The organism is Arthrobacter sp. MSA 4-2 (assembly GCF_016405885.1).
Taxonomy (GTDB): domain Bacteria; phylum Actinomycetota; class Actinomycetes; order Actinomycetales; family Micrococcaceae; genus Arthrobacter_D.
Genome location: NZ_JAEKGC010000003.1, coordinates 139800 through 161341, shown reverse-complemented (window position 1 = coordinate 161341; position 21542 = coordinate 139800). Strand labels below are relative to the sequence as shown.

The window sequence follows — 21542 nt, the reverse complement described above, 5'->3', positions numbered from 1 at the left end:
GTCCCATCTTGCCGTACCCGGGCATGATGGGACAGCCGGTACACGCCATTCCGCCCGCGTTAAGCGGTCCGCGCAACCGGCGCGCTGCCGCGGGACGGCTCCCGGCCGATAGAATCGGGACTCAGTGATGGAGGTGCGCGGCTTCCGGACGAAGCACACTGGGAGAACGGACATGCCCGACTTCACGATTCTCGACGTCGTACTGGGCCTTGTGCTGCTCGGGTACCTCGCCGTGGGGCTGCGCAACGGCCTCTTCGTGACCCTTGGCGGCATCGTCGGGTTCATCGCCGGGGCCGTGGCAGCCTTCTTCGCGATCCCGCTGGTCAGCGCGGCGGTCCCCGACAACGGCTGGCGTCTTCCCGCCGTCATCGCCACAGCCCTCGTTCTCGTCGTCGTGGGCCAGGCCCTCGGCGCCGGCCTGGGCTCCTCGATCCGGCGCTGGCTGAAGGTCCGGCCCCTGCGGACCGTCGACCGGCTGCTCGGCGGGGCGGTCAACACCGTGGTGGCGGCGCTGGTGATGTCGATGCTCGCCTTCAGCGTGGGCAGCCTCGGCGTCCCCTTCCTGTCCCAGCACCTGGCCGCCTCGCAGGTCATCCGCGGCATCGACAGCGCAACCCCGGCGCCGGTGCGGACCTGGCTGGCGCAGCTGCGCACCATCGCCGTGGACGACGGCATCCCCACCATCCTGGACACCGTTGCGCCGCCGCTGGCCGCGGAAGTCCCTGACGAATCCGTCGACACCCCCGAGCTCGCGGCAGCCGCTGCGTCGGTGGTGCGGATCGCCGGCACGGCCTTCAAATGCGGGCAGAACCAGACCGGCACCGGGTTCGTTGTGGCACCCGGGCGGGTCATCACCAACGCGCACGTCGTAGCGGGGGTGGGCGAACCCGTCGTCGAGGTCTTGGGCGGAGGGGCGCTGCCGGGGCGGGTCGTGCACTTCGATCCAGCCCGGGACATCGCCGTGCTCGCCGTCGACGGCCTGGACCGGAATGCGCTGCCGCTGGGGGATGAGCTGCCCCGCGGGACGACGGCGGCCTTCGCCGGCTACCCGGCCGGCGGGCCCTATCGGATCCAGCCCGCCAGCGTGCAGAACCTGTCCCCGGTGATGGTCCAGAACATCTACGGTGCCAGCCCGCGGCTGCTCCAGGTGTACAGCCTGGCCGCGAACGTGCAGCAGGGTAATTCCGGCGGGCCGCTGCTCGACCTGCAGGGCCGGGTGGCCGGGGTGGTCTTCGCCAAGTCAACGGCCGAGGCGCCCGTCGGGTATGCGCTGTCGCTGGCCGAGCTGCGGCCGATCGCCGAGCGCGCGCCGGGCTACGCCGACGCCGTCCCCTCCGGGCAGTGCACCCCGCGCTAGGGCCTGCCCTCCGCCGGCTCCGGCGGCAACCGCGCGGGCCCGCCGGCGGGTTCCGCGGCGCGCCCCGCGGAGGTCCCGCGAGACCAAATCGTGACCGGATGGATACGGGAAATACGAAAACCGGCCGCTTTAGAAGTTAGGCTCGTCACACGGCCAGTGCGCACAGGCGCGTTCCGGTCCGGCGGATACAGGGTTGTCCGGCCAGAAACACTCGTTCAACAGGAGCTCAAAATGTCTACACGCGACACTTCTGTGCGCAGGTTCCATCTCACCAGGAAACGTGCTGCGTTGACTGCGGGAATATCCATCGGCGCGCTGCTCATGACCGGCTGCGTCCAGAGCGAGCGCGAGGAGGGGGCCGGCGCCGAGGGTTCGGGCGAGGCCGTCAATTCGACCTTCGTCTTCGCTGCGTCCTCCGACCCGAAGTCCCTCGACCCGGCCTTCGCCAGCGACGGCGAGTCCTTCCGCGTCAGCCGCCAGATCTTCGAGGGCCTCGTCGGCGTGGAGAAGGGCACCGCGGACCCGGCGCCGCTGCTCGCCGAGTCCTGGGAGACCTCCGAGGACGGACTGGCGACGACGTTCAAGCTGAAGGAGGGTGTGAAGTTCCACGACGGGACCGACTTCAACGCCGAGGCCGTCTGCTTCAACTTCGAGCGCTGGTACAACTGGACCGGCCTTCAGCAGGCCGAAACCGTGTCCTACTACTACAACTCGCTCTTCCGCGGGTTCAAGGACCAGCCTGACGAAGCCGTCTACGAATCCTGCGAGGCCAACGGCGACAACGAGGTCACCGTCAACCTGGCCAAGCCGTTCGCCGGCTTCGTCCCGGCGCTCTCACTGCCGGCCTTCGCCATGCAGAGCCCCACCGCCCTCGAGGAGTTCAAGGCCGACGAGATCGGCGGTTCCGAGGAATCACCGAAGCTCAGCGAGTACGCCCTCGGCAACCCGGTGGGCACCGGTCCCTTCAAGTTCGAGTCCTGGGACGTCGGACAGCAGCTTGAGCTGTCGAGCTTCGAGGATTACTGGGGCGAGAAGGGTCAGATCACCGAAACGATCTTCCGCATCATCGACGACCCGCAGGCCCGCCGCCAGGCCCTCGAAGCCGGAACCATCGACGGGTACGACCTTGTCGCCCCCGCCGACGTCCAGTCCCTGAAGGACGGCGGATACAACGTGGTGGCCCGCGACCCGTTCACCATCCTGTACCTGGGCTTCAACCACAAGGTCGAGCAGCTCGCCGACCCGCTGGTCCGCGAAGCCATCGCCCACGCCATCGACAAGGAGGCGCTGGTGAGCCAGACCCTTCCCGAGGGTACCAAGGTGGCAACCCAGTTCATTCCCGACGTCGTCGACGGGTACAACGAGGACGTCACCACGTATGACTTCGATCCGGAGAAGGCGAAGGAGCTCCTCGCCGAGGCCGGCTACCCGGACGGCTTCGAGGTCCAGTTCAACTACCCGACGAACGTCTCCCGTCCGTACATGCCCACCCCGGAGCAGGTCTTCACCAACCTCCAGGCGCAGCTGGCCGACGTCGGAATCACCGTCACCCCGGCGCCTGCCGCCTGGTCCCCTGACTACCTCGACCAGGTCCAGGGCACCGAGGACCACGGCCTGCACCTGCTCGGCTGGACCGGCGACTACAACGACACCGACAACTTCATCGGCGTCTTCTTCGGCCAGCAGAAGCCTGAGTTCGGCTTCGACAACCCGGAGCTGTTCGCCGCACTGGACGAGGCCCGTGGCATGACCGACCGCGACGAGCAGACGAAGGCGTACGAGGAGATCAACGAGCAGATCGCCGAATTCATCCCGGCCATCCCGCTGGCCCACCCGGCACCTTCGCTGGCGTTCAACGAGCGCGTGACCTCCTACCCGGCCAGCCCGGTCAACGATGAGGTCTTCAGCGAAATCGAGCTCAGCAAGTAATACCAGCACGTCCAGTGGAGCCGGACCCGTACGATAGGTCCGGCTCCACTGTGTTGGAGAGCACATTCTGGTTCACCCCGAGAGGACACTGTGTTACGCGTCATAGGCAAGCGAATTGCCCTGCTCATCCCCACGTTGTTTGGGCTTTCCGTCCTGCTCTTCCTCTGGGTGCGCAGCCTCCCGGGAGGTCCGGCGACCGCGCTGCTCGGCGAGAAGGCAACCCCCGAGGCTGTCGCCCGGGTCAACGAGCTGTACGGGTTCGACCGGCCCCTCCTGACCCAGTACTTCACCTACATGGGCAAGCTGCTGCAGGGCGACTTCGGCGTCTCGATCAACACCGGACGGCCGGTCCTCGAGGAATTCGCAACCCGCTTCCCGGCGACCATCGAACTCACCATCGTGGCCCTGATCTTCGCCATCGGCGTCGGCGTGCCGCTGGGATACGCGGCGGCCCGCCACTACGGCCGCTTCGTGGACCACAGCTCAGTAGTGCTGAGCCTGATCGGCATCACAGTTCCGGTGTTCTTCCTCGCGTTCATCTTCAAATACCTCTTTGCCATTCAGTGGTCCCTCCTGCCGCCCGACGGCCGGCAGAACCCGCGCATCAACGCAACCCACTTCACCGACTTCTACGTCCTGGACGGGCTCCTCACGGGGGAGTGGGACGCCGCCTGGGACGCCTTCCTTCACCTGATCCTGCCCGGGCTGGCCCTGGGCACCATCCCGCTGGCCATCATCGTGCGCATCACCCGGGCCTCGGTGCTTGAGACCCAGAACGCCGACTACGTGCGAACCGCCCGGGCCAAGGGCCTGATGGAGCGCACCATCCGCAGCCGCTTCATCCTGCGCAACGCCATGCTCCCGGTGGTGACGACGATCGGCCTGCAGCTCGGCCTGCTCATCTCGGGTGCCGTGCTCACCGAGACGGTCTTCGCGTTCAACGGCATCGGGCGGTTCCTGCGCGATGCCATCTTCGGCCTCGACTACCCGGTCCTCCAGGGGTTCATCATCTTCATCGCCATCCTCTACGCGATCATCAACCTCCTCGTTGACATTTCCTACAGCATCATCGACCCGAGAGTGCGTGTGCAGTGAGTGCAATCTTGCCCCCCGCCACCGGCGGATCAGCAGCCCCCACAGACCCCGCAATCGATACCGGGGGCGGAACCGGCCTCTGGAAGGACGCGTTCCTGCGCCTGCGGCGCAACCCGCAGGCCATCGTCGGCGCAATCATCATCGGACTGTTCCTGCTCGTGGCGATCCTCGCACCGGTCCTGGCCCCCTTCGGTGGCAATGAACTGCCCGGCCGCACCGAAATCACCCCCACCACCATCCCCGGGCCGGGTGAGATCGGCGGCTACCCGCTCGGGCTCGACCGCTTCGGCGGAGACCTGCTGAGCAAGCTCATCTGGGGCGCACAGGCCTCCCTGCTGATCGGCGTCGTGTCCACCGCACTGGGCCTCGCCGGCGGTATGCTCCTCGGCGTCCTTGCCGGCGGCTTCGGCGGCTGGGTCGACAGTGTCATCATGCGCTTCGTGGACATCCTGCTGTCGGTGCCGAACCTGCTGCTCGCCGTGAGCATCGCGGCCATTCTCGGCCAGAGCCCGTACGCGATCATGATCGCCATCGGCGTCTCTCAGATCCCGATCTTCGCGAGGCTGCTCCGTTCCTCGATGCTCTCGCAGCGCGGATCGGACTACATCCTGGCCGCGCAAACCCTCGGGCTGAGCCGGGGCACGATCACCATGAGCCACCTGCTGCCCAACAGCATGGGGCCGGTGATCGTGCAGGCAACGCTCACCCTGGCCACCGCGGTGATCGACGCCGCGGCGCTGTCCTTCCTCGGCCTCGGCGGCGGGCTGCCGCAGGCCGCCGAGTGGGGCCGGATGCTCACCTATGCGCAGGTGGAGCTGAGTATCGCTCCGCAGCTGGCGTTCCTGCCCGGTGCCTGCATCGCTATCACCGCCCTGGGCTTTACCCTGCTGGGGGAGTCCCTCCGGGAGGCGCTGGATCCCAAGACGCGGCAGAAGTAGCCCGGCGGGAGCCCGCTCCCGCCGCCTCGTCAAATCCACCTCGTCAAATCCACCTCGTCGAATCCGCCCCGCTGCTGACCCAGCGGCGGGGCGTCGGCGTTAAGTGCCGCAGAAGGTCCGGTACGGGCCGAAGTCCTCCGGGGCGCCGACGGCATAGCGTTCAAGGCCGGGCCGCTCGTCGTAGGGCGCCGTCACGGCTTCGAGGAGACCCGCCAGCGGGCCCAGGTCGTCGTTTGTGGCCGCAGCCAGGGCCTCCTCGACGAGGTGGTTGCGGGGAATGTAGGCCGGGTTGGCCCGGTCCATTGCGACCGCGTCCGGGCGCAGGGCGAGCCAGCGCTGCGCCCAGGCGTCGAACGCCGCAGGATCTGCGGTCCGGTTCCGGGCCGGCCCGGCGTGCCCCCGGGCGGCGGAGCCCAGGTCCCGGAAGAACGAGGTGTAGTCGGCCCGGCCGGCATGCAGCAGGGCCAGGAGGTCGTCCGCGAGCTGGGCGGCCTCGCCGTCGGGCACCGGGCCGGCCAGGCCCAGCTTGGCCTTCATCCCGGCCAGCCAGGCGGCGCTGTACTGGCCGCGGAAGGCCTCGAGGGAGGCGACCGCGGCCTCGACGGCCCGCTCCTGGTCCTCATGGATCAGGGGCAGCAGGGCCTCCGCCAGCCGGGCGAGGTTCCACTCGGCGACCAGCGGCTGGTTGCCGTAGGCGTAGCGCCCGCCGGAGTCGATCGAGCTGTATACGGTGGCCGGGTCAAAGGCGTCGAGGAAGGCGCAGGGCCCGTAGTCGATGGTCTCGCCCGAGATGGTCATATTGTCGGTGTTCATCACCCCGTGGATGAAGCCTGCGAGCATCCACCGGGCCACCAGTGAGGCCTGGGCGGAGACCACCGACTCGAACAGCGCGAGGTAGGGCGATTCTGCCTGAGCGGCCTGCGGGTGGTGCCGGGCGATGGCGTGGTCGGCGAGGCGGCGCAGCAGGGCAAGGTCCCCGCCGGCCGCGGCGTACTGGAAGCTGCCCACCCGCAGGTGGCTGTCAGCGACCCGGGCGAGCACCGCTCCGGGCAGCACGGTTTCGCGGCGCACCGGCCGGCCGGTGGCCACCACGGCCAGCGAGCGGGTCGTCGGGATGCCTAGTGCGTCCATGGCCTCGCTGACGATGTACTCGCGCAGCATGGGGCCCACCGCCGCCAGGCCGTCCCCGCCGCGGGCGAACGGTGTGCGCCCGGACCCCTTGAGGTGGAGATCGCGCAGGCGGCCGTCGCTGCCGGTGATCTCGCCCAGCAGCAGTGCCCGCCCGTCCCCGAGGCGGGGGCTGTAACCGCCGAACTGGTGGCCGGCATAGGCCTGGGCGACGGGGGTGGCTCCGGCGGGCAGCGAGGTGCCGGTCAGGAACGAGATCCCCTCGGGTGTCCGCAGCGCCTCCGGGTCGAGGCCCAGGGTGAGGGCGAGCGGTTCGTTGAGCACCAGCAGCCTCGGCTCCGGTGCCTCCTCGGCCCGCCAGGGGATGGCCAGCTCCGCCAGCTCCCGGGCGAAGCGGCCGTCAAGTGTGGCAGTGAATCCGGTTACGGCGGTCATGCCCCCAGAATACCGACGCCGGCACCGCCGGACCGCTTCAACTTCCTATCCGCGGGCACACCTTTCGGGGTGGACATCCCGGCCTCCGTGCCGCACGGGGACGCCGGGAGCGCTGCCGCTCCGGCCTCAGGAGGCGATGCCGCCCTCGATCTGCAGCTCGTTGCCCGGAATGGAGGCCAGCAGCCGGCGCGTGTAGGGGTGGCGGGCGTTCTGGAAGACCTCTTCGGAGGTCGCTGCCTCGACGAGTTCGCCGTCCTTCATGACGCACACGTAGTCGGAGATCAGGCGCACCACGGCGAGGTCGTGGGAGATGAACAGGTAGCTCAGGCCCAGTTCGGCCTGCAGGTCGCCCAGGAGTTTGAGGATCTGCGCCTGGACGAGCACGTCGAGTGCCGACACGGGCTCGTCGCAGACCAGCAGTTCGGGCTTCAGGGCCAGCGCGCGGGCGATGGCCACGCGCTGGCGCTGCCCGCCGGACAGCTCCGAAGGGTAGCGGCGCAGCGCGTTCTGGGGCAGGGCCACCTGGTCCATCAGTTCCCGCACCCGGGCGGCCCGCTCCTTCTTGGAGCCGCGCTTGTAGGCGTTGAGGGGCTCCTCGACGATGCGCTCGATGGTGAACATCGGGTTCAGCGAGGAGTAGGGGTCCTGGAAGATCGGCTGGACCCGCTGGCGGAAGTCGTTGAGCTGCGCCTTGTCGAGGGTGGCGACGTCCATGCCGTCGAAGGTCATGGTGCCGGAGGTGGGCTCGATGAGCTTCAGGAGCATCCGGGCCGTCGTGGTCTTGCCGGAACCGGACTCGCCGACGATGGCGACCGTTTGGCCCCGCGGCACGTCGAGGGTGACGTTCTTGGCCGCATAGAAGTCCTCGGAACTGCCGCGGCGCTTATAGACCTTGGTGAGGTCCCGGATCTCCACAATGTTCGCCGGGGGAGCCGCCTTGCCGTTCTCGTGCTCGGCGAAGACCGCCTCGGCGAGCTTCGCCCGCTTGGCGGGGTCGTCGTTGTAGGCACCCGGGCGCAGGCGGACGGCGGCGACGGACGGGGCGGCGCGCACCAGCGACTGGGTGTAGGGGTGCTGGGGGTCGTTGAGCAGCTGCTGGGCGGGGCCGGTCTCGACGACCCGGCCGCGGTGCATCACCACGAGGTCGGAGGCGCGCTCGGCGGCCAGCCCGAGGTCGTGCGTGATCAGCAGCACCGAGGTGCCCAGCTGGTCGGTCATGGTGTCGATCTGGTCGAGGATGGTGCGCTGGACAGTGACGTCGAGGGCGCTGGTGGGCTCGTCGGCGATGAGCAGCCGCGGCTGGCACGCGAGGCCGATCGCGATTAGGGCGCGCTGGCGCATGCCGCCGGAGAACTCGTGCGGGTACTGTTTGGCGCGCTCGCCGGCGTCGGGCAGGCCTGCGGCGGAGAGGACCTCGATCACCTTCTGCTTGACGTTGGCCTTGGTGGCCATGCCGTGGACCAGCAGCGTCTCGGCGACCTGGGTGCCGATCTTGGTGACGGGGTTGAGGTTCGACATCGGGTCCTGCGGCACCAGGCCGATCGCCCGGCCGCGGATGGATCGCATCTTGGACTCGGCCAGGCCAACGAGCTCCTGGCCTTCGAAGAGGATGCTGCCGGCGGTGACCTTGCCGTTGCCCGGCAGCAGGCCGATGCAGGCCATGGCCGTCGTGGACTTGCCGGAGCCGGACTCGCCAACGATGGCCAGCGTGCTTCCGCGTCGAAGCGTGAAGCTCGCGTTTTCGACGGCGCGCACCTCCCCGTGGGTGGTGCGGAAGCTGATCGCGAGGTCCCGGACTTCTAGCAGGGGCGCGTCGCTGGCCGCCGTACCGGCGGGAGTGATATCCGTCATGAAACTATGGTGCCCTACCGGTGCGCTTTTCGCGTAAGGCGACGTTCCGGACCGGCGCTAACTTTTTGGTCTCGCCGCGGCCGGGGCGCCCAGCCGCGCCGCGAGGTGCTCCACGGCGAACCGGTATCCCTCGACTCCCGCCCCCACGATCACGGCGTCGGCGACCGCGGAGATGTAGGAGGTGTGCCGGAAGGCCTCGCGCCGGTGCACGTTGCTCAGGTGGACCTCCACCACGGGCAGGCCCACGCCGGCCAGCGCGTCGGCGATGGCGATCGAGGTGTGGGTGTAGGCGCCGGCGTTGATGACGATCCCGCCGGCGGTGCCCGCCGCGCCGTGGATGGCGTCGATCAGGGTGCCTTCGGAGTTGGACTGGAAGGCCCGCAGCGTGCATCCCCGGGAGGCCGCGGCGGCACGGGCCGTCTCCTCGACGTCGGCGAGGGTGGAGGTGCCGTAGATCTCCGGTTCCCGCGTCCCCAACAGGTTCAGGTTGGGGCCGTTGAGCAGGAGGATGCTGGGTGAGGGGGCCGCGGTCATGGCTTAACTATGCCCCAGCCCGCAGCCTACGCCGCGGAGGCGGTGGCCTGCTGGCGTGCGCGGAGCCGGACGGCGAGGAGCGCCCCGACCAGGGTCACGAGGCTGAGCACCACCAGCACGATGCCCGGGTGCCACCAGGCGCCGTCGGTTGCCGTCCCGAAGACCGTGGTGATCGAGGGGACGAAGCCGGCGATGATCGCGGCGATGCTGTAGGCGAAGGACAGCGCGGTGAAGCCGGTGCGGGGGTCGAAGATGTCGGCCATCAACCCGCCCAGTGCGGCCCACGTGGCCGTCGGCAGGATGCCGCCCAGGAGGATCGCCGCGATGTAGACGGGCTCGGTGGCGATGCTGATGACCCAGTAGAGCGGGAAGGCGATCAGGGCGGTGCCCAGGGCGCCGCCGGCGACGACCTTTGCCGATCCGATCCGCATGGCGAGGTAGCCGAACGCGGGGATGGTCACCAGCTGAAGGAGCGACCCGATCAGGGCGGCGTTGAGGACCGTCGCCTCGCTCAGGCCGAGGCGTTCGGTGCCGTAGGCCTGGGTGTAGGAGACGAGGAGGAAGTAGGAGCCGATGCCCAGGACGGCCGAGGCCGCGGCCACCACGACGGCCGTCGGCTGCGAGCGGATGACCTCGAGGAACGGGACGCGGGCGAGCCTGTTGCTGCTGGCGGCGTCCTTGAAGACCGGGGTCTCGTCGATGGCCAGGCGCAGGTAGATCGCCACGGCGAGGAAGGGGAACGCGAGCAGGAACGGGATCCGCCAGCCCCAGGTGGTCATCACGTCGGGCACGGTGACGGTCAGGATCAGGAAGATCAGGGAGATGAGCATGGTCCCCACCGGCGAGCCCAATTGGGGGATCGACGCGTAGAGCGCACGCCGGCGCGGTTCGGCATGCTCGGTGGCGATGAGGATGGATCCACCCCACTCCCCGCCCAGCGAGAGCCCCTGCAGCAGGCGGAGCACCGTGAGGATGATCGGCGCCCACACCCCGATGGTGTTGTAGTCGGGCAGCAGGCCGACCGTGCCCGTGGCCAGGCCCATCAGGGTGATGGTCCAGATCAGGGTCTTCTTGCGTCCGATGCGGTCGCCGAGGTGCCCGAAGAGGATGGCACCCAGTGGGCGGGCGACGAAGCCCATCGCGAAGATAAGGAACGCGGACAGGGTCCCCGCCAGGGGGTCCTGCGTGGTGAAGAACACCTCATTGAAGACCAGCGCGGCCGCGGTGCCGAAAACGTAGAAGTCGTAGGACTCCAGGGCGGTTCCGACGAAGGAGGCGCCGGCGGCCCGGCGGGCCATCCGGGGACGGGCGACGGGAGCGGGCGCGGCGGCGAGTGAACTTGACACGCTGACGATTGTCCACCCGGCTCCGGCACGGGTGCCAACGTTTGAGTCCAATCTCACACCGGCCGCCCCTCCGGGCCCGCCGCCGGAACGGCAGGACGGGCCCGGCGGGCGGTCCGCGGTCGGGCTACTTCCGCAGCGAGGCGGCGATCTGCTGCATCACCGTGTTGTCGGCCAGCGTCGTCGCGTCCCCGACCTCGCGGCCCTCGGCGACGTCCTTGAGCAGGCGCCGCATGATCTTGCCGCTGCGGGTCTTGGGCAGCTCCGGGACCACGAGGATGTTCCGCGGCTTGGCGATCGGACCGATCTCCTTGCCCACGTGGTTGCGCAGCGTGGTGACGATGTCGTCGTCGTCCTTGGCCGAGCCGCGCAGGATGACGAAGGCCACCACGGCCTCGCCGGTGGTCTCGTCCTTGGCGCCCACGACAGCGGCCTCGGCGACCGACGGGTGGCTGACCAGGGCCGACTCGATCTCGGTCGTGGAGAGCCGGTGCCCCGAGATGTTCATGACGTCGTCGACCCGGCCCAGCAGCCAGATGTCGCCGTCCTCATCCTTTTTGGCTCCATCGCCGGCGAAGTACATCTCGTCGAAGCGCGACCAGTAGGTCTGCTTGAACCGCTCCGGGTCGCCCCAGATGCCGCGCAGCATCGACGGCCACGGCTCGCGGACCACGAGGTAGCCGCCGGAGCCGTTGGGCACCGACTGGCCCATCTCGTCCACGACGTCGACGGCGATGCCCGGGACGGCGACCTGCGCCGAGCCGGGCTTGGTGCTGGTCACCCCGGGCATGGGCGAGATCATGTGGGCACCGGTCTCGGTCTGCCACCAGGTGTCAACGATCGGCGCCTTCCCGCCGCCGATGATCTCCCGGTACCACATCCAGGCCTCGGGGTTGATGGGTTCACCGACCGAACCCAGGACCCTGATCGAGGAGAGGTCGTACTTCTTCGGGATGTCCCGGCCCCACTTCATGAAGGTGCGGATGGCGGTGGGGGCGGTGTAGAGGATCGAGACCTTGTACTTCTCGATCAGCTCCCACCACCGGCCCTGGTGCGGGGTGTCGGGGGTCCCCTCGTACATCAGCTGCGTGGCGCCGTTGATCAGCGGGGCGTAGGTGACGTAGCTGTGCCCGGTCACCCACCCGATGTCGGCGGTGCACCAGAAGACATCTGTCTCAGGGCGCAGGTCAAACGTGTACTTGTGGGTGAACGCCGTCTGGGTGAGGAAGCCGCCGGTGGTGTGGAGGATGCCCTTGGGCTTGCCGGTGGTTCCGGAGGTGTAGAGGATGAACAGCGGGTGTTCGGAGTCGTGCGCCACGGCGGTGTGCTCGTTGGAGGCGGTGTCGACGACGTCGTCCCACCAGACGTCCCGTCCCTCGGTCCATTCCACCGGTTCGTTGTTGCGCCGGACCACCACCACGTGGGTGATGGTCGATCCTTCCTTCTCGAGCGCGGCGTCGACGGCGGGCTTGAGGGCGCTGGGCTTGCCGCGGCGGTAGGTGCCGTCGGCGGTGACGACCAGCTTGGCCTCGGCGTCGTCGATCCGGCTGCGCAGAGCATCGGCGGAGAAACCGCCGAACACCACCGAGTGCACCGCCCCGATGCGGGCGCATGCCAGCATGGTAATCACCGCCTCGGGGATCATCGGCAGGTACACCGCGACGCGGTCGCCCTTCTGCACTCCAAGGGATTCGAAGGCGTTGGCCGCCTTCTTCACCGATTCGGTGAGCTCCGCATAGGTGTAGCTGCGGGTGTCTCCGGGCTCGCCTTCGAAATGGATGGCCACGCGGTCCCCGCGCCCCTCCTCGACGTGCCGGTCGAGGGCGTTGTAGGCGGCGTTGAGCTTGCCTCCGACGAACCACTTGGCGAAGGGGGCCTCGGACCAGTCGAGGGTCTGGGTGAAGTCGGTCTCCCAGGAAAGGCAGGCGCGGGCCTGGTCCGCCCAGAACTCCGTCCCCCTGCTGCGTGCCTCCTCATAAAGGGAGGGCTGGGCGAGAGCCTGCGCGGCAAATTCCTCGCTGGGAGGGAAGCGGCGTTCCTCGTGGAGCAGGTTTTCAAACGCGTCGCCTTGCCTCTGGGCGCTTTCGGACATGTCTTACCCCTCTGCGGCTCGATCCATTCCTGGCTGAAATCCAGGCCGGCGCAGCGGTTCCGCTGCGCAGATGCACTTCCCGAACATTATCGGCCAGTTCGCCGGACTTGTGTCAGCGATCACACTCCAGATGTGAAAGGCCGACTTTGTGCGTTGAGCGGTTCCACCCTCCCGGCCCCGGTGCCCCGCGTGCTAGTGAAAGGGGATCGGGGGTGGCTACTGTGGAGGAAGGACATGGGCAGCCGGTGCCGCACCGGGTGCTTCCGTGCGGCCGCGGGCCGCCGCCACGAACGGGAGAGCAACAATGACCGAAGACTCTAAGAACCGGACGGCAGGCGTGGGCGCGCAGCCGGACGCCGCAACCGCCCTATCCTCTGCCGATGCCAGCGGCGGTGCCTCCACTGCTGACACCGCCGTCGTGAAGCAGGCCGCAGGGAAGTCCACGGGGAAGTCGACCGGGAAGTCCGCCGCGACGTCCGCCGCGACGTCCGCCGGGAAGTCCACCGGGACCTCCACGGTGGCGGACCCGGCTGCCGGCGCCGCCACCACGGCCGTACGTCCAAGTCCCGTCGCCGAAGGCCCGTACAGCTCCAGCAAGGCGGTGCTCGGGCGGTTCACGCTCCGGGAGGTTGTCCTGCTGGCCTCCGTCGCGGTGATCTTCCTGGGGACGCTGCTTCCCTTCTTCCGCGGAGAGGTGCGCTACGCGAACTTCTGGAACACCCTTCCGCTGTTTTTCGTGGGCATCGGCATCCTGCTCCCCGTCGCCGCCGCCGCCCTGGTCATCGGGCGGCGGCAGGGGGCCTCGGGCCTGCGGGTCGGTTCGTTCTCGGTCGACCAGTTCGCCTCAATTGCGGCGGCCCTGGCCGCGGCGTTCTTCTTCCTCCAGACCATGACCGCCTTCCACATCGGCCCGCTGGTGTCGCTGATCGGCGCCGTGGGCATGCTCGCGGCAACGGTCCTGGCCCCGCACCTGCCGTTCTTCGCCAAGGACTTCAAGGAACGCACCGAGACGCCGGCCCATGCCGTGGCCCGCGCCGTCCTGCCCACGCAGCCGAAGGCGCCCAAGGCCCCCAAGGCGCCGAAGCCGGCCAAGGAGGAGAAGGCCAAGGAGGAGAAGGTCACGCAGCACTCGGTTGAGGTTCCCGTTTCGGGTGCGGCTCAGCAGGCAACTGCCTCCGGCGCGGCGGGCTCGACGCCCGCGCCGCAGGCGCACGGCGGGCTCCAGGCCGCGGCCGGCGCCGCCGGGGGTGCAACGGCCGCAGCCGCCGCTTCGCCCTCCGCCGGGGCAGCGGGCCAGCCCTCGGGCCGAACCTCGGCCGATGGCGCCGGAGATCCGGCGGCCGGTCCCCGGCAGGCGCAGACTCCGGACTCGGGAACCCCGGATTCCGCCACCGCGGGTGCCGGTGCGTCGTCGGACGCGCAGACCCGCGTCCACCCGGTGACCGAGGCCAGCCCCCGCCAGCAGGAAACGATCTCGGCAACCAGGAGCGCCGACGAGGAGCAGGTGGTCGAGGCGTTCTGGTTCGCCGTCGGCACGCCCCGGCCCGTCGTCGACGAACAGTCCGGCCGCCAGCTCTTCATCGTGCAGCCCGGCGACTGGGAAGTGGGCATCGAGGACCGCGGCACCGAGTTCCTCGTGCAGGACAAGAGGACCGGGCAGATCGGCGTCATGCGCAACCTCACCAACATCGAACGGGCACCGCGGGAGTAATCCCCGCTGCCCTCCGACAGCACACCAGGCACGGGAGGCCGATTCATGAAGGGGCACACCAATGAGGCCGTCTCGGCCACGGCCCTGAAGCGGCGCGCCCGCCGGATCAACCGCGTGCTTGGGGAGGTGTACCCGTACGCCCACGCCGAGCTGGACTTCCGGAACGCCTTCGAGCTCCTCGTGGCCACGGTGCTCTCGGCCCAGACGACCGATGTGAGGGTCAACCTCACCACGCCCGTCCTCTTCGAGCGGTACCCGGACGCCCGGGCGCTCGCCGAGGCCGATCCCCTGGAACTGCAGGAGCTGATCCGGCCGACCGGGTTCTTCCGGGCCAAGGCTAACAGCCTGATGGCCCTGGCGAACCGCCTTGTCGACGAGTACGACGGGGAGGTGCCGGGCCGGCTCGAGGATCTTGTCACGCTCCCCGGGGTGGGCCGGAAGACGGCCAATGTGGTGCTGGGCAACGCCTTCGGGATTCCGGGGATCACCGTCGACACCCACTTCGGCAGGCTGGCGCGGCGCTTCGGCTGGACCGGGTCGGAGGATCCGGTCAAGGTCGAGATGGAGGTCGGTGCGCTGTTCGAGCCGCGGGACTGGACGGATCTTTCGCACCGCCTCGTCTTCCACGGGCGCCGGATCTGCCACGCCAAGAAACCCGCCTGCGGTGCCTGCCCGGTCGCGGCGCTGTGCCCCTCCTATGGCGAGGGGGAGGTGGACCCGGTGAAGGCGACAAAGCTGCTGAAGTACGAACTGGCACCGGGGCGTGAGGAACTGCTCGGGCTGATGCGCAGCGGGCAGACCCGGACCGAACTCCGCGCGGCCGGATATACCCTCGGAACGTGAGCGCCTACCAGTCCCTGCGCCACTACGCGGAGTCCATGAAGGACGCCGACTCGCTTGACCTGCCGACCGCCTGGCGCCTGCGGATCCTCAACCCGAAGAAGGCACGGCGGGCGGCGGTGCTGATTCTCTTTGGGACGGCCGACGACCATCTGGCACCCGGACACCCGGCCACCGCGCCGGCCGACCTCGACCTCCTGCTGGTTCAGCGCGCGGATTCCCTCAACAACCATCCCGGGCAGGTCGCCTTCCCCGGTGGTGCCATCGATCCCGGTGACGCCGACGAGCGGGCGGCCGCCCTGCGGGAGGCACAGGAGGAGACCGGGCTGGAGCCCTCGGGAGTCGAGGTGCTCTGCGCACTGCCCGAGGTCGGACTGCCCTACAGCAACTTCCTGGTCACGCCAGTGCTCGGTTGGTGGCTGCTGCCTACCCCGGTCGGCGTCGTGGACGAGGGCGAGTCGGCCCAGGTTTTCCGTGCGCCCGTCCGGGACCTGTTGAATCCGGTCAACCGCAGGACGGTCGTGTTCCAGCGCGGCGGTTCCACCGGCCGAAGCCCTGGCTTCGTCCTTCCCGAGGCCACCGTGTGGGGCTTCACCGGGATGCTTCTCAGTTCCCTGTTCGATGCCCTGGGCTGGACCGAGCCGTGGGACGAGTCGCTGGTCATCCCGCCGCCCTAATTCCGTGGCCCGGCTAGCTGCGGTCCCGCCGAGTGTGCAGGTAACCACCCTTTGCTGCGGGCAGAGCGTGGTGATGTGCAGTTTCGGCGGCGGAGCCCGGTTGGGGGTGGACGGCGGACGGCGTGCGGATGCTACTTGGCGTCGGCGTAGGAGCGGACGACGACGACGTTGACCGCGAATTCGATCGGTATCCTGCCGAACACCAGCTCCGTGGCCGCTGCGGCGGACTCCTCGATCAGCCGGCTGACCTCGCCGGCGCGCTCCTCGGGCACGTGCAGCATGACCTCGTCGTGCAGGAAGAAGACGATTCCCGCCACGGCCGCCGGGCCACCCAGCACGCGGAGCCTCCGGCGGACCTCCGCCAGCCAGCACAGTGCCCATTCCGCTGCGGTCGACTGCACCACGAAGTTCCGGGTGAAGCGTCCCCGCGACCGGGCCGCGGCATCGGCGCGGCGCTGCTCCTCCGCACTGGTGGTCCGCTGCGCGGCCCGCCACCGCTCCGAGGCCGGCGGGCACCCCCTCCCGAGGTAGCTGCCGACCGTGCCACCGGATTCGCCGACCCGCGCGGCCGCTTCGACGACGCCGATCGCCCGGGGGTAGGTGCGGGCGAGCTGGGGCATCAGGCGCCCGGACTCGCCGGTCGTCGCTCCGTACATGGCACCGAGCATCGCCAGCTTGGCCTTGGCGCGGTCCCCGCCGAAGCCCTGTTCGGCGATGCCCTGGTACAGGTCCTTGCCCCGGGCGGCGGTGGCCAGGGCCGAGTCCTGCGCCAGCGCGGCCAGGACGCGCGGTTCGAGCTGGGCCGCGTCGGCGACGATCAGCACGTGGCCCTGGTCGGGGCGGACGGCGTCCCGCACCATCTTCGGAATTTGGAGCGCCCCGCCGCCGCGGGAGGCCCACCGCCCGGAGACCACCCCGCCGACGACGTACTCGGGGCGGAATCGGCCGTTGTCCACCCAGGTGTCGAGCCAGGTCCAGCCGTTCGCCGTGAGCAGCCGGGAGAGCTTCTTATAGGCGAGCAGGGGCTCGATCGCCCGGTGCTTCTGCTGCTCAAGCTCCCAGGAGCGGGTGGTTGCCACCTCGATGCCCGCCCGGTGCAGTGCCCGGATGAGCTCCTGGGGCGAATCCGGGTTCAGCGTCGGACTGCCAAGGGCCTCCCGGAGCTCGGCGGCCAGACGTTCGAGGGCCGGTGGGCGCTGGCCTTCGGGCGGGCGGGAACCCAGCAGCCGCTCGAGCAGCTCCTCGTGGATGTCACGCCGCCAGGGAAGGCCCGTCGATTCCATCTCGGCGGCCAGCAGCGCGCCGGCCGACTCGGCCGCCAGGAGCAGGGAAAGCCGGCGGGGGTGGGTGGAGTCGGCCACCGCCTGCAGCTGGGAGCGGAACTCTGCGGCGACGGCCCCCGCCTCGGGTCCGGATGCCGTGGGCACGTCATCGAACAGGCTGCTCTGGTTGGGAGCGGGCGGGGGAGGCAGGATCTGCCGGGGCAGGGACGGCTCTTCTCCGTCCACCAGGCGCGAGCGCAGTTCCTCCGCGTAGGCCGAGGACGAGCAGTAGGGGGAGAGGGCCAGGACGGCGCGGGCGAGCGCAAGGTCGTGGCAGCGTTCCAGGCTGATGCCCGCCGCGAGCAGCCCCGGATACCAGGGGCGCGTGCTCTCCCAGACCCAGCGGGGCGAGCCGGCCTCGAAGCGGGCGAAGGTGCCGTGCAGGTCCTCGGCGGCGGCATTTACCGCAGGTCCCGACGGCGTGCCGGCGGCGTCGAGGGGTTGGAAGACGGCGGCGGTGTCCCGGTCGGTGCTGGGCGGGTGCGCCACGACGACATACATGTCCTCATTCTGCCCGTCCCCGGGCGGGAGTGTGGGTAGCAGGGCCGCCGGGACGGCCCGCGGATCGGCAGCGTTGTCCACATACGCGGCCGCCGCCGCCGGGGAGAACCGCGGCCGCACACCCTTGAAGGATGACGGAACGGCGTTCCTGGACTCCCGCGGGCACGGAGGACTAGCGGGTGGTCCTCGTGGGCGCGGCGCAGGCCCTCCGGGATGAGGCTGCGAGGGTTGCGGCGGCGGCCGGGGTGGCACTGATCGTGGCGTCCTCGGTGCCCGAAGCGCTTCGGCATTCTCCTTCGGTGCTCCTGCTTGCCCCGGATGCGGGCGGGGGTAGCCTCCCGCACGGGTGTCCGGTGATCCTGGTCGGCCTGCGGGAGGAGGAGGACGCCGTCTGGTCCGCGGCGGCCGCGCGGGGTGCCGGCAGGGTGGCGATCCTGCCGCAGGCCGCCGGCTGGCTCGCCGAACACCTGGGCCGGGCGCGGTCGGCCGCCGCGGGGCCGGTGCTCGGCGTCCTCGGGGCGGCTGGAGGAGCCGGGTCGAGTACGCTCAGCTGCTGGCTCGCCGACGGCGCCGCATCGGCCGGTGCCGCGACCCTCCTGATCGACGGGGACCCGCTGGGCGGGGGCATCGAACAGGCCCTGGGCGACGCCGCCGCCGGGCTGCGGTGGCGGGATCTCGACGGTGTGCGCGGGGCGCTGAACCCCGCGCAGTTCGCGGCCGCCCTGCCGCGGCCCGCCGGTTTCTCCGTGCTCTCCCATGGTCCCTTCCCGCCGTCGACCGTCGAGGTTTCCTCCGCTTCCGGTCCGGTTCTGGACGCCGCGCGGCAGGCGTTCCAGCTGACCGTCGTCGACCTCGGGACCGCGGGGGGCCTTGACGATGCGCTCCTGGCCTCCTGCGGCAGCGTGGTGCTGCTGGTGCCGGCCCGGCTGCGCGCGGTCGCGGCGGCGGCCGTCCTGCTCCCTCGGTTCTCGCCCATGCCGGTGCACGTGGTGCTGCGCGGACCCGTCCGGGGAGGACTCCTGCCGCACCGGGTGGCAGAGGTGCTGGAGGTGCCCGAACCGCCCTTCCTGCCGCATCTACCCGGCGTGCCGGCAGCCGAGGCCCAGGGCCGGCTCCTGGACCGGGGCCGCCATCGCGCCATCCGCAGGCTTTGCCACGGTCTCCTCGAGACCGCCCTCGACGGCCGGGACGCGGCATGAACGGGGGCATCCCCGGTGCCCGGTCCCGCCGGGGAGAGCGGGTGCCGACCGGAACCCGGGCCGGTGGAACCGACCCGGACATGGTCGACCTCGTCCGCCGCAGGGTGGTGGCCGGGTCGGCGCCGGTGACCGGTGCCGGGCTCGCGGAGGCCGTCCGGTCCACGGGCAGGCTCCTGGGTTCCGAAGGGACCCTCACCGCCGTCGACGGTATCCGGGCCGAACTCCAGGGCCTCGGGCCGCTGCACCAGCTCGCCCAGGACGACACGGTCACCGACATCCTGGTGAACGGACCCGCGGAGGTCTGGGTGGATGGTGCCGGCGGGCTGCGGCACGTGCCGCTGGCCTTCGCCGGCGACGACGACGTCCGTGCCCTGGCCTCACGGCTGGTGGCGGCCGGAGGACGCAGGCTCGACGACGCGAATCCGTGCGTTGACGTGCGGCTCAGGCACTTCCGGATCCATGCTGTGCTCCCGCCGGTCTCGACGGGGGGAACCCTGCTGTCCATCCGCATCCGCCGGGAGCGGGTCTTCACGCTGTCCGAACTGTGCGCCTCGGGTGCCTTTCCGGCGGACCTTGCGGCCATCCTGGCGCAGGTCGTGCATCGTCGGCTGAACTTCCTCATCAGCGGGGCAACCGGGACGGGGAAGACCACGCTGCTATCGACCCTGCTGGGGCTGAGCAGCTCCGCCGAACGCCTCGTCCTGGTGGAGGACGCCGCCGAGCTCAACCCACTCCACCCCCACACCGTCGGCCTTCAGTCCCGCCACGGGAACGTCGAGGGCGCCGGCGCGGTCGACCTGGCGGAACTGGTGCGGCAGGCCCTGAGGATGCGACCGGACCGCCTGATCGTTGGAGAGTGCCGGGGCGCCGAGGTGCGCGAACTGCTCGCGGCCATGAACACCGGGCACGACGGCGCCGGAGGCACGGTCCACGCGAATTCCGCCGCCAGCGTCCCGGCCCGGCTGACGGCGCTGGGAGCCCTGGCGGGCATGACTCCCCAGGCGCTGGCGGTGCAGGCCTCAAGCGCCCTGGACGTTGTCATCCATTTGGTCCGCGGCGCCGGGGGGCGGCGGGTGGAGCGGATCGCCCTGATCGGGCTGTCCGGCGGGCGGCTCGTCGTCCGGCCGGCGCTGACCTCCAGCGGCACGGCGTGCACCCGCGGCGAGGCCTGGGCGGCGCTTACGGCCCGCCTCGCAGGGGAGGGCCCTCGGTGACCGGCCTGCTGGTGGGGCTGCTGCTCGCCGTCGCGGTCCTGATCCTCCGGGCCGATGCTCCGCTGCCCCGGAGGATCTCCGCCGGGCCCGCACCACCGTCCGGCGTCCAGGCAGGCCTGGCCGGCAAGACCGGCTTCGCGCGGCACTTCCGGCGGCAGCCCGCAGTGGAGGCGCACGAGCCTGCCCTTTTGGTGCACCAGATCACGGGCCTGCTCCGGGCCGGACGGTCACCGCTGGTGCTGTGGCGGGATCTGGAGCTTCTCTACGCGGAGGCGGCCGGAGAAGGTTCGGTCTTCGCGGCGCAGGCACTCCCGGTCCTCAGGGCCGCCGGGCGCAGCGCATCGCTGGGCCTGAGCGTCACGGCGGTACTGCGCGACCCGGGCAGGGCGGAGGGCGCAGGGGATGGGGCGCGTGCGGGGCCGCGGGATCCCGCGCCGACGCTGTGGGTGGACCTGGCCTCGTGCTTTTCGGTCGCCGAACGCAGCGGGGCGCCGTTGGCGGAGGTCCTGACCCGGTACGCCGTGCAGCTGGATGCCGCAGTGGATGCGCAGGCCGCCCGGGAGACGGCGCTGGCGGGACCGAGGGCCACCGTGACGCTGCTTGGCTGGCTGCCGGTCGTCGGTGTGTTGCTCGGCTACCTCATGGGGGTCAACCCCGTGGGGGTGCTCCTGGGCTCCCCGATCGGGCTGCTGACGCTGATGCTCGGCCTTGGGCTGATGCTCGCGGGGCGGCTGTGGTCCCGGCGACTGGTGGCCGCCGCGGTGCGGGGTCCGTGATGCCCACCGGAGCCAGCGTGGGGTTGCTCCTGCTCGCGGCGTTTATGGTGCTGGGCGCCTCCCGCGGAGTGCCTGAGGCGCGCCGCAGGTCTCCGGAATCTTCCGCGCCGCCCGACGGCATCACCGATGTCCCGCTGATGCTCGACCTGATCGGCGCGATGCTCACCGCCGGTGCGCCGGTGACGCACGCGCTGGGGGTGCTGGCCGACTCCTGTGCGGAACCCGTCGCACTGAAGCTGCGGGGCGTGAGGGGAGCCCTTGAACTGGGCGCGGCGTGGAACAGCGCCTGGGACTCCGGGCCCGCTCCCCGAGGACGGCCCGGCCGGGCGGCGGTTGATGAACTGCGGTCGGCTCTGGGGTTCGCGGCGGTGACGGGGGCGCCGTCCGCCGCGATCGTCCACGCCCGGGCCGCCCAGCTGCGGCGGCGGCAGAACCGCGCCCTGGAGCGGCGGGCGGCCGCTCTGGGCGTCCGCCTCGTCGTGCCCCTCGGTGTGTGCGCGCTGCCGGCCTTCGCCTGCCTGGGCGTCGTCCCGGTCGTCCTGGCGCTCCTGCCTGCCGGATAGGTGCGCCCGCCCGGGTTATCCACTTAGGGCCGGCGCG

At 70.5% G+C, this 21542-nt stretch carries 17 protein-coding genes; 11 read left to right on the top strand and 6 right to left on the bottom strand.

Features of this window, described 5'->3' with window-relative positions:
• Positions 1–172: 172 nt before the first annotated feature.
• The 4 genes from I6N91_RS04310 (at position 173) to I6N91_RS04295 (ending at position 5319) form a co-directional block, all read left to right on the top strand.
• Positions 173–1357, top strand: coding sequence for a MarP family serine protease (locus I6N91_RS04310; RefSeq protein ID WP_198810978.1), 1185 nt, complete (start codon positions 173–175; stop codon positions 1355–1357).
• A gap of 231 nt (positions 1358–1588) precedes the next feature.
• The gene (locus I6N91_RS04305) at positions 1589–3286 is read left to right on the top strand and encodes an ABC transporter substrate-binding protein (protein WP_198810971.1); all 1698 of its coding nucleotides are present in this window, start codon (positions 1589–1591) and stop codon (positions 3284–3286) included.
• Between the two features lie 90 nt (positions 3287–3376).
• Positions 3377–4381: an ABC transporter permease gene (locus tag I6N91_RS04300; RefSeq protein ID WP_198810969.1), complete on the top strand. Its 1005-nt coding sequence runs from the start codon at positions 3377–3379 to the stop codon at positions 4379–4381.
• Entirely contained in the window at positions 4378–5319 is a 942-nt protein-coding gene (locus I6N91_RS04295) for an ABC transporter permease (RefSeq protein ID WP_198810967.1), read from the top strand. Before I6N91_RS04300 ends, I6N91_RS04295 begins: the two co-directional genes overlap by 4 nt.
• A 99-nt stretch (positions 5320–5418) precedes the next feature.
• Here the strand turns inward: I6N91_RS04295 and I6N91_RS04290 are convergent, their stop codons facing one another.
• The 5 genes from I6N91_RS04290 to acs all read right to left on the bottom strand — a co-directional run bounded on the left by I6N91_RS04290 (position 5419) and on the right by acs (position 12702).
• Positions 5419–6882 carry a protein adenylyltransferase SelO gene (locus tag I6N91_RS04290; protein ID WP_198810965.1) on the bottom strand — a complete coding sequence of 488 codons (1464 nt, stop codon included), beginning with the start codon at positions 6880–6882 and terminating at the stop codon, positions 5419–5421.
• A gap of 126 nt (positions 6883–7008) precedes the next feature.
• Positions 7009–8733 carry an ABC transporter ATP-binding protein gene (locus I6N91_RS04285; protein WP_198810963.1) on the bottom strand — a complete coding sequence of 575 codons (1725 nt, stop codon included), beginning with the start codon at positions 8731–8733 and terminating at the stop codon, positions 7009–7011.
• A gap of 57 nt (positions 8734–8790) precedes the next feature.
• Positions 8791–9267 (bottom strand): type II 3-dehydroquinate dehydratase, encoded by a 477-nt coding sequence (aroQ, locus tag I6N91_RS04280; protein WP_198810961.1) that lies wholly within the window; start codon positions 9265–9267, stop codon positions 8791–8793.
• Between the two features lie 26 nt (positions 9268–9293).
• The gene (locus I6N91_RS04275; protein WP_307843234.1) at positions 9294–10613 is read right to left on the bottom strand and encodes an MFS transporter; all 1320 of its coding nucleotides are present in this window, start codon (positions 10611–10613) and stop codon (positions 9294–9296) included.
• Positions 10614–10737: 124 nt separating this feature from the next.
• Positions 10738–12702 carry an acetate--CoA ligase gene (acs, locus tag I6N91_RS04270; protein WP_198810959.1) on the bottom strand — a complete coding sequence of 655 codons (1965 nt, stop codon included), beginning with the start codon at positions 12700–12702 and terminating at the stop codon, positions 10738–10740.
• 304 nt (positions 12703–13006) lie between these two features.
• Between acs and I6N91_RS04265 the strand changes: the two genes are divergently transcribed.
• Genes I6N91_RS04265 through I6N91_RS04255 form a run of 3 tightly spaced genes read left to right on the top strand, consistent with a single transcriptional unit; the run spans position 13007 to position 15930 of the window.
• Positions 13007–14413 (top strand): hypothetical protein, encoded by a 1407-nt coding sequence (locus I6N91_RS04265; RefSeq protein WP_198810957.1) that lies wholly within the window; start codon positions 13007–13009, stop codon positions 14411–14413.
• 45 nt (positions 14414–14458) lie between these two features.
• On the top strand, positions 14459–15256 hold the full coding sequence (nth, locus tag I6N91_RS04260; protein WP_198810955.1) for an endonuclease III: 798 nt from the start codon (positions 14459–14461) through the stop codon (positions 15254–15256).
• Positions 15253–15930 carry a CoA pyrophosphatase gene (locus I6N91_RS04255; RefSeq protein ID WP_307843233.1) on the top strand — a complete coding sequence of 226 codons (678 nt, stop codon included), beginning with the start codon at positions 15253–15255 and terminating at the stop codon, positions 15928–15930. The genes nth and I6N91_RS04255 overlap by 4 nt, the downstream gene beginning before the upstream one ends.
• 131 nt (positions 15931–16061) lie before the next feature.
• Here the strand turns inward: I6N91_RS04255 and I6N91_RS04250 are convergent, their stop codons facing one another.
• Positions 16062–17753, bottom strand: coding sequence for a bifunctional 3'-5' exonuclease/DNA polymerase (locus I6N91_RS04250; protein ID WP_198811280.1), 1692 nt, complete (start codon positions 17751–17753; stop codon positions 16062–16064).
• A 179-nt stretch (positions 17754–17932) separates the two neighbouring features.
• On the opposite strand from I6N91_RS04250, the gene ssd reads away from it, so the two are divergent.
• From ssd to I6N91_RS04230, 4 genes are read left to right on the top strand one after another with little or no spacing between them, the layout of a single operon-like run.
• Positions 17933–18952 (top strand): septum site-determining protein Ssd, encoded by a 1020-nt coding sequence (gene ssd, locus I6N91_RS04245; RefSeq protein WP_198810953.1) that lies wholly within the window; start codon positions 17933–17935, stop codon positions 18950–18952.
• The gene (locus tag I6N91_RS04240; RefSeq protein WP_374058911.1) at positions 18949–20166 is read left to right on the top strand and encodes a TadA family conjugal transfer-associated ATPase; all 1218 of its coding nucleotides are present in this window, start codon (positions 18949–18951) and stop codon (positions 20164–20166) included. The genes ssd and I6N91_RS04240 overlap by 4 nt, the downstream gene beginning before the upstream one ends.
• Positions 20163–20942: a hypothetical protein gene (locus tag I6N91_RS04235; protein WP_307843232.1), complete on the top strand. Its 780-nt coding sequence runs from the start codon at positions 20163–20165 to the stop codon at positions 20940–20942. Before I6N91_RS04240 ends, I6N91_RS04235 begins: the two co-directional genes overlap by 4 nt.
• The gene (locus I6N91_RS04230) at positions 20942–21505 is read left to right on the top strand and encodes a type II secretion system F family protein (RefSeq protein ID WP_198810951.1); all 564 of its coding nucleotides are present in this window, start codon (positions 20942–20944) and stop codon (positions 21503–21505) included. Before I6N91_RS04235 ends, I6N91_RS04230 begins: the two co-directional genes overlap by 1 nt.
• Positions 21506–21542: the final 37 nt, after the last annotated feature.

Coding starts and splice junctions, on each gene's coding strand:
- I6N91_RS04310 (WP_198810978.1), top strand. CDS start 173: ATGCCCGACTTCACGATTCTCGACGTCGTACTGGGCCTTGTGCTGCTC.
- I6N91_RS04305 (WP_198810971.1), top strand. CDS start 1,589: ATGTCTACACGCGACACTTCTGTGCGCAGGTTCCATCTCACCAGGAAA.
- I6N91_RS04290 (WP_198810965.1), bottom strand. CDS start 6,882: ATGACCGCCGTAACCGGATTCACTGCCACACTTGACGGCCGCTTCGCC.
- I6N91_RS04285 (WP_198810963.1), bottom strand. CDS start 8,733: ATGACGGATATCACTCCCGCCGGTACGGCGGCCAGCGACGCGCCCCTG.
- aroQ (WP_198810961.1), bottom strand. CDS start 9,267: ATGACCGCGGCCCCCTCACCCAGCATCCTCCTGCTCAACGGCCCCAAC.
- acs (WP_198810959.1), bottom strand. CDS start 12,702: ATGTCCGAAAGCGCCCAGAGGCAAGGCGACGCGTTTGAAAACCTGCTC.
- I6N91_RS04265 (WP_198810957.1), top strand. CDS start 13,007: ATGACCGAAGACTCTAAGAACCGGACGGCAGGCGTGGGCGCGCAGCCG.
- nth (WP_198810955.1), top strand. CDS start 14,459: ATGAAGGGGCACACCAATGAGGCCGTCTCGGCCACGGCCCTGAAGCGG.
- I6N91_RS04250 (WP_198811280.1), bottom strand. CDS start 17,753: ATGTATGTCGTCGTGGCGCACCCGCCCAGCACCGACCGGGACACCGCC.
- I6N91_RS04240 (WP_374058911.1), top strand. CDS start 18,949: ATGAACGGGGGCATCCCCGGTGCCCGGTCCCGCCGGGGAGAGCGGGTG.
- I6N91_RS04230 (WP_198810951.1), top strand. CDS start 20,942: ATGCCCACCGGAGCCAGCGTGGGGTTGCTCCTGCTCGCGGCGTTTATG.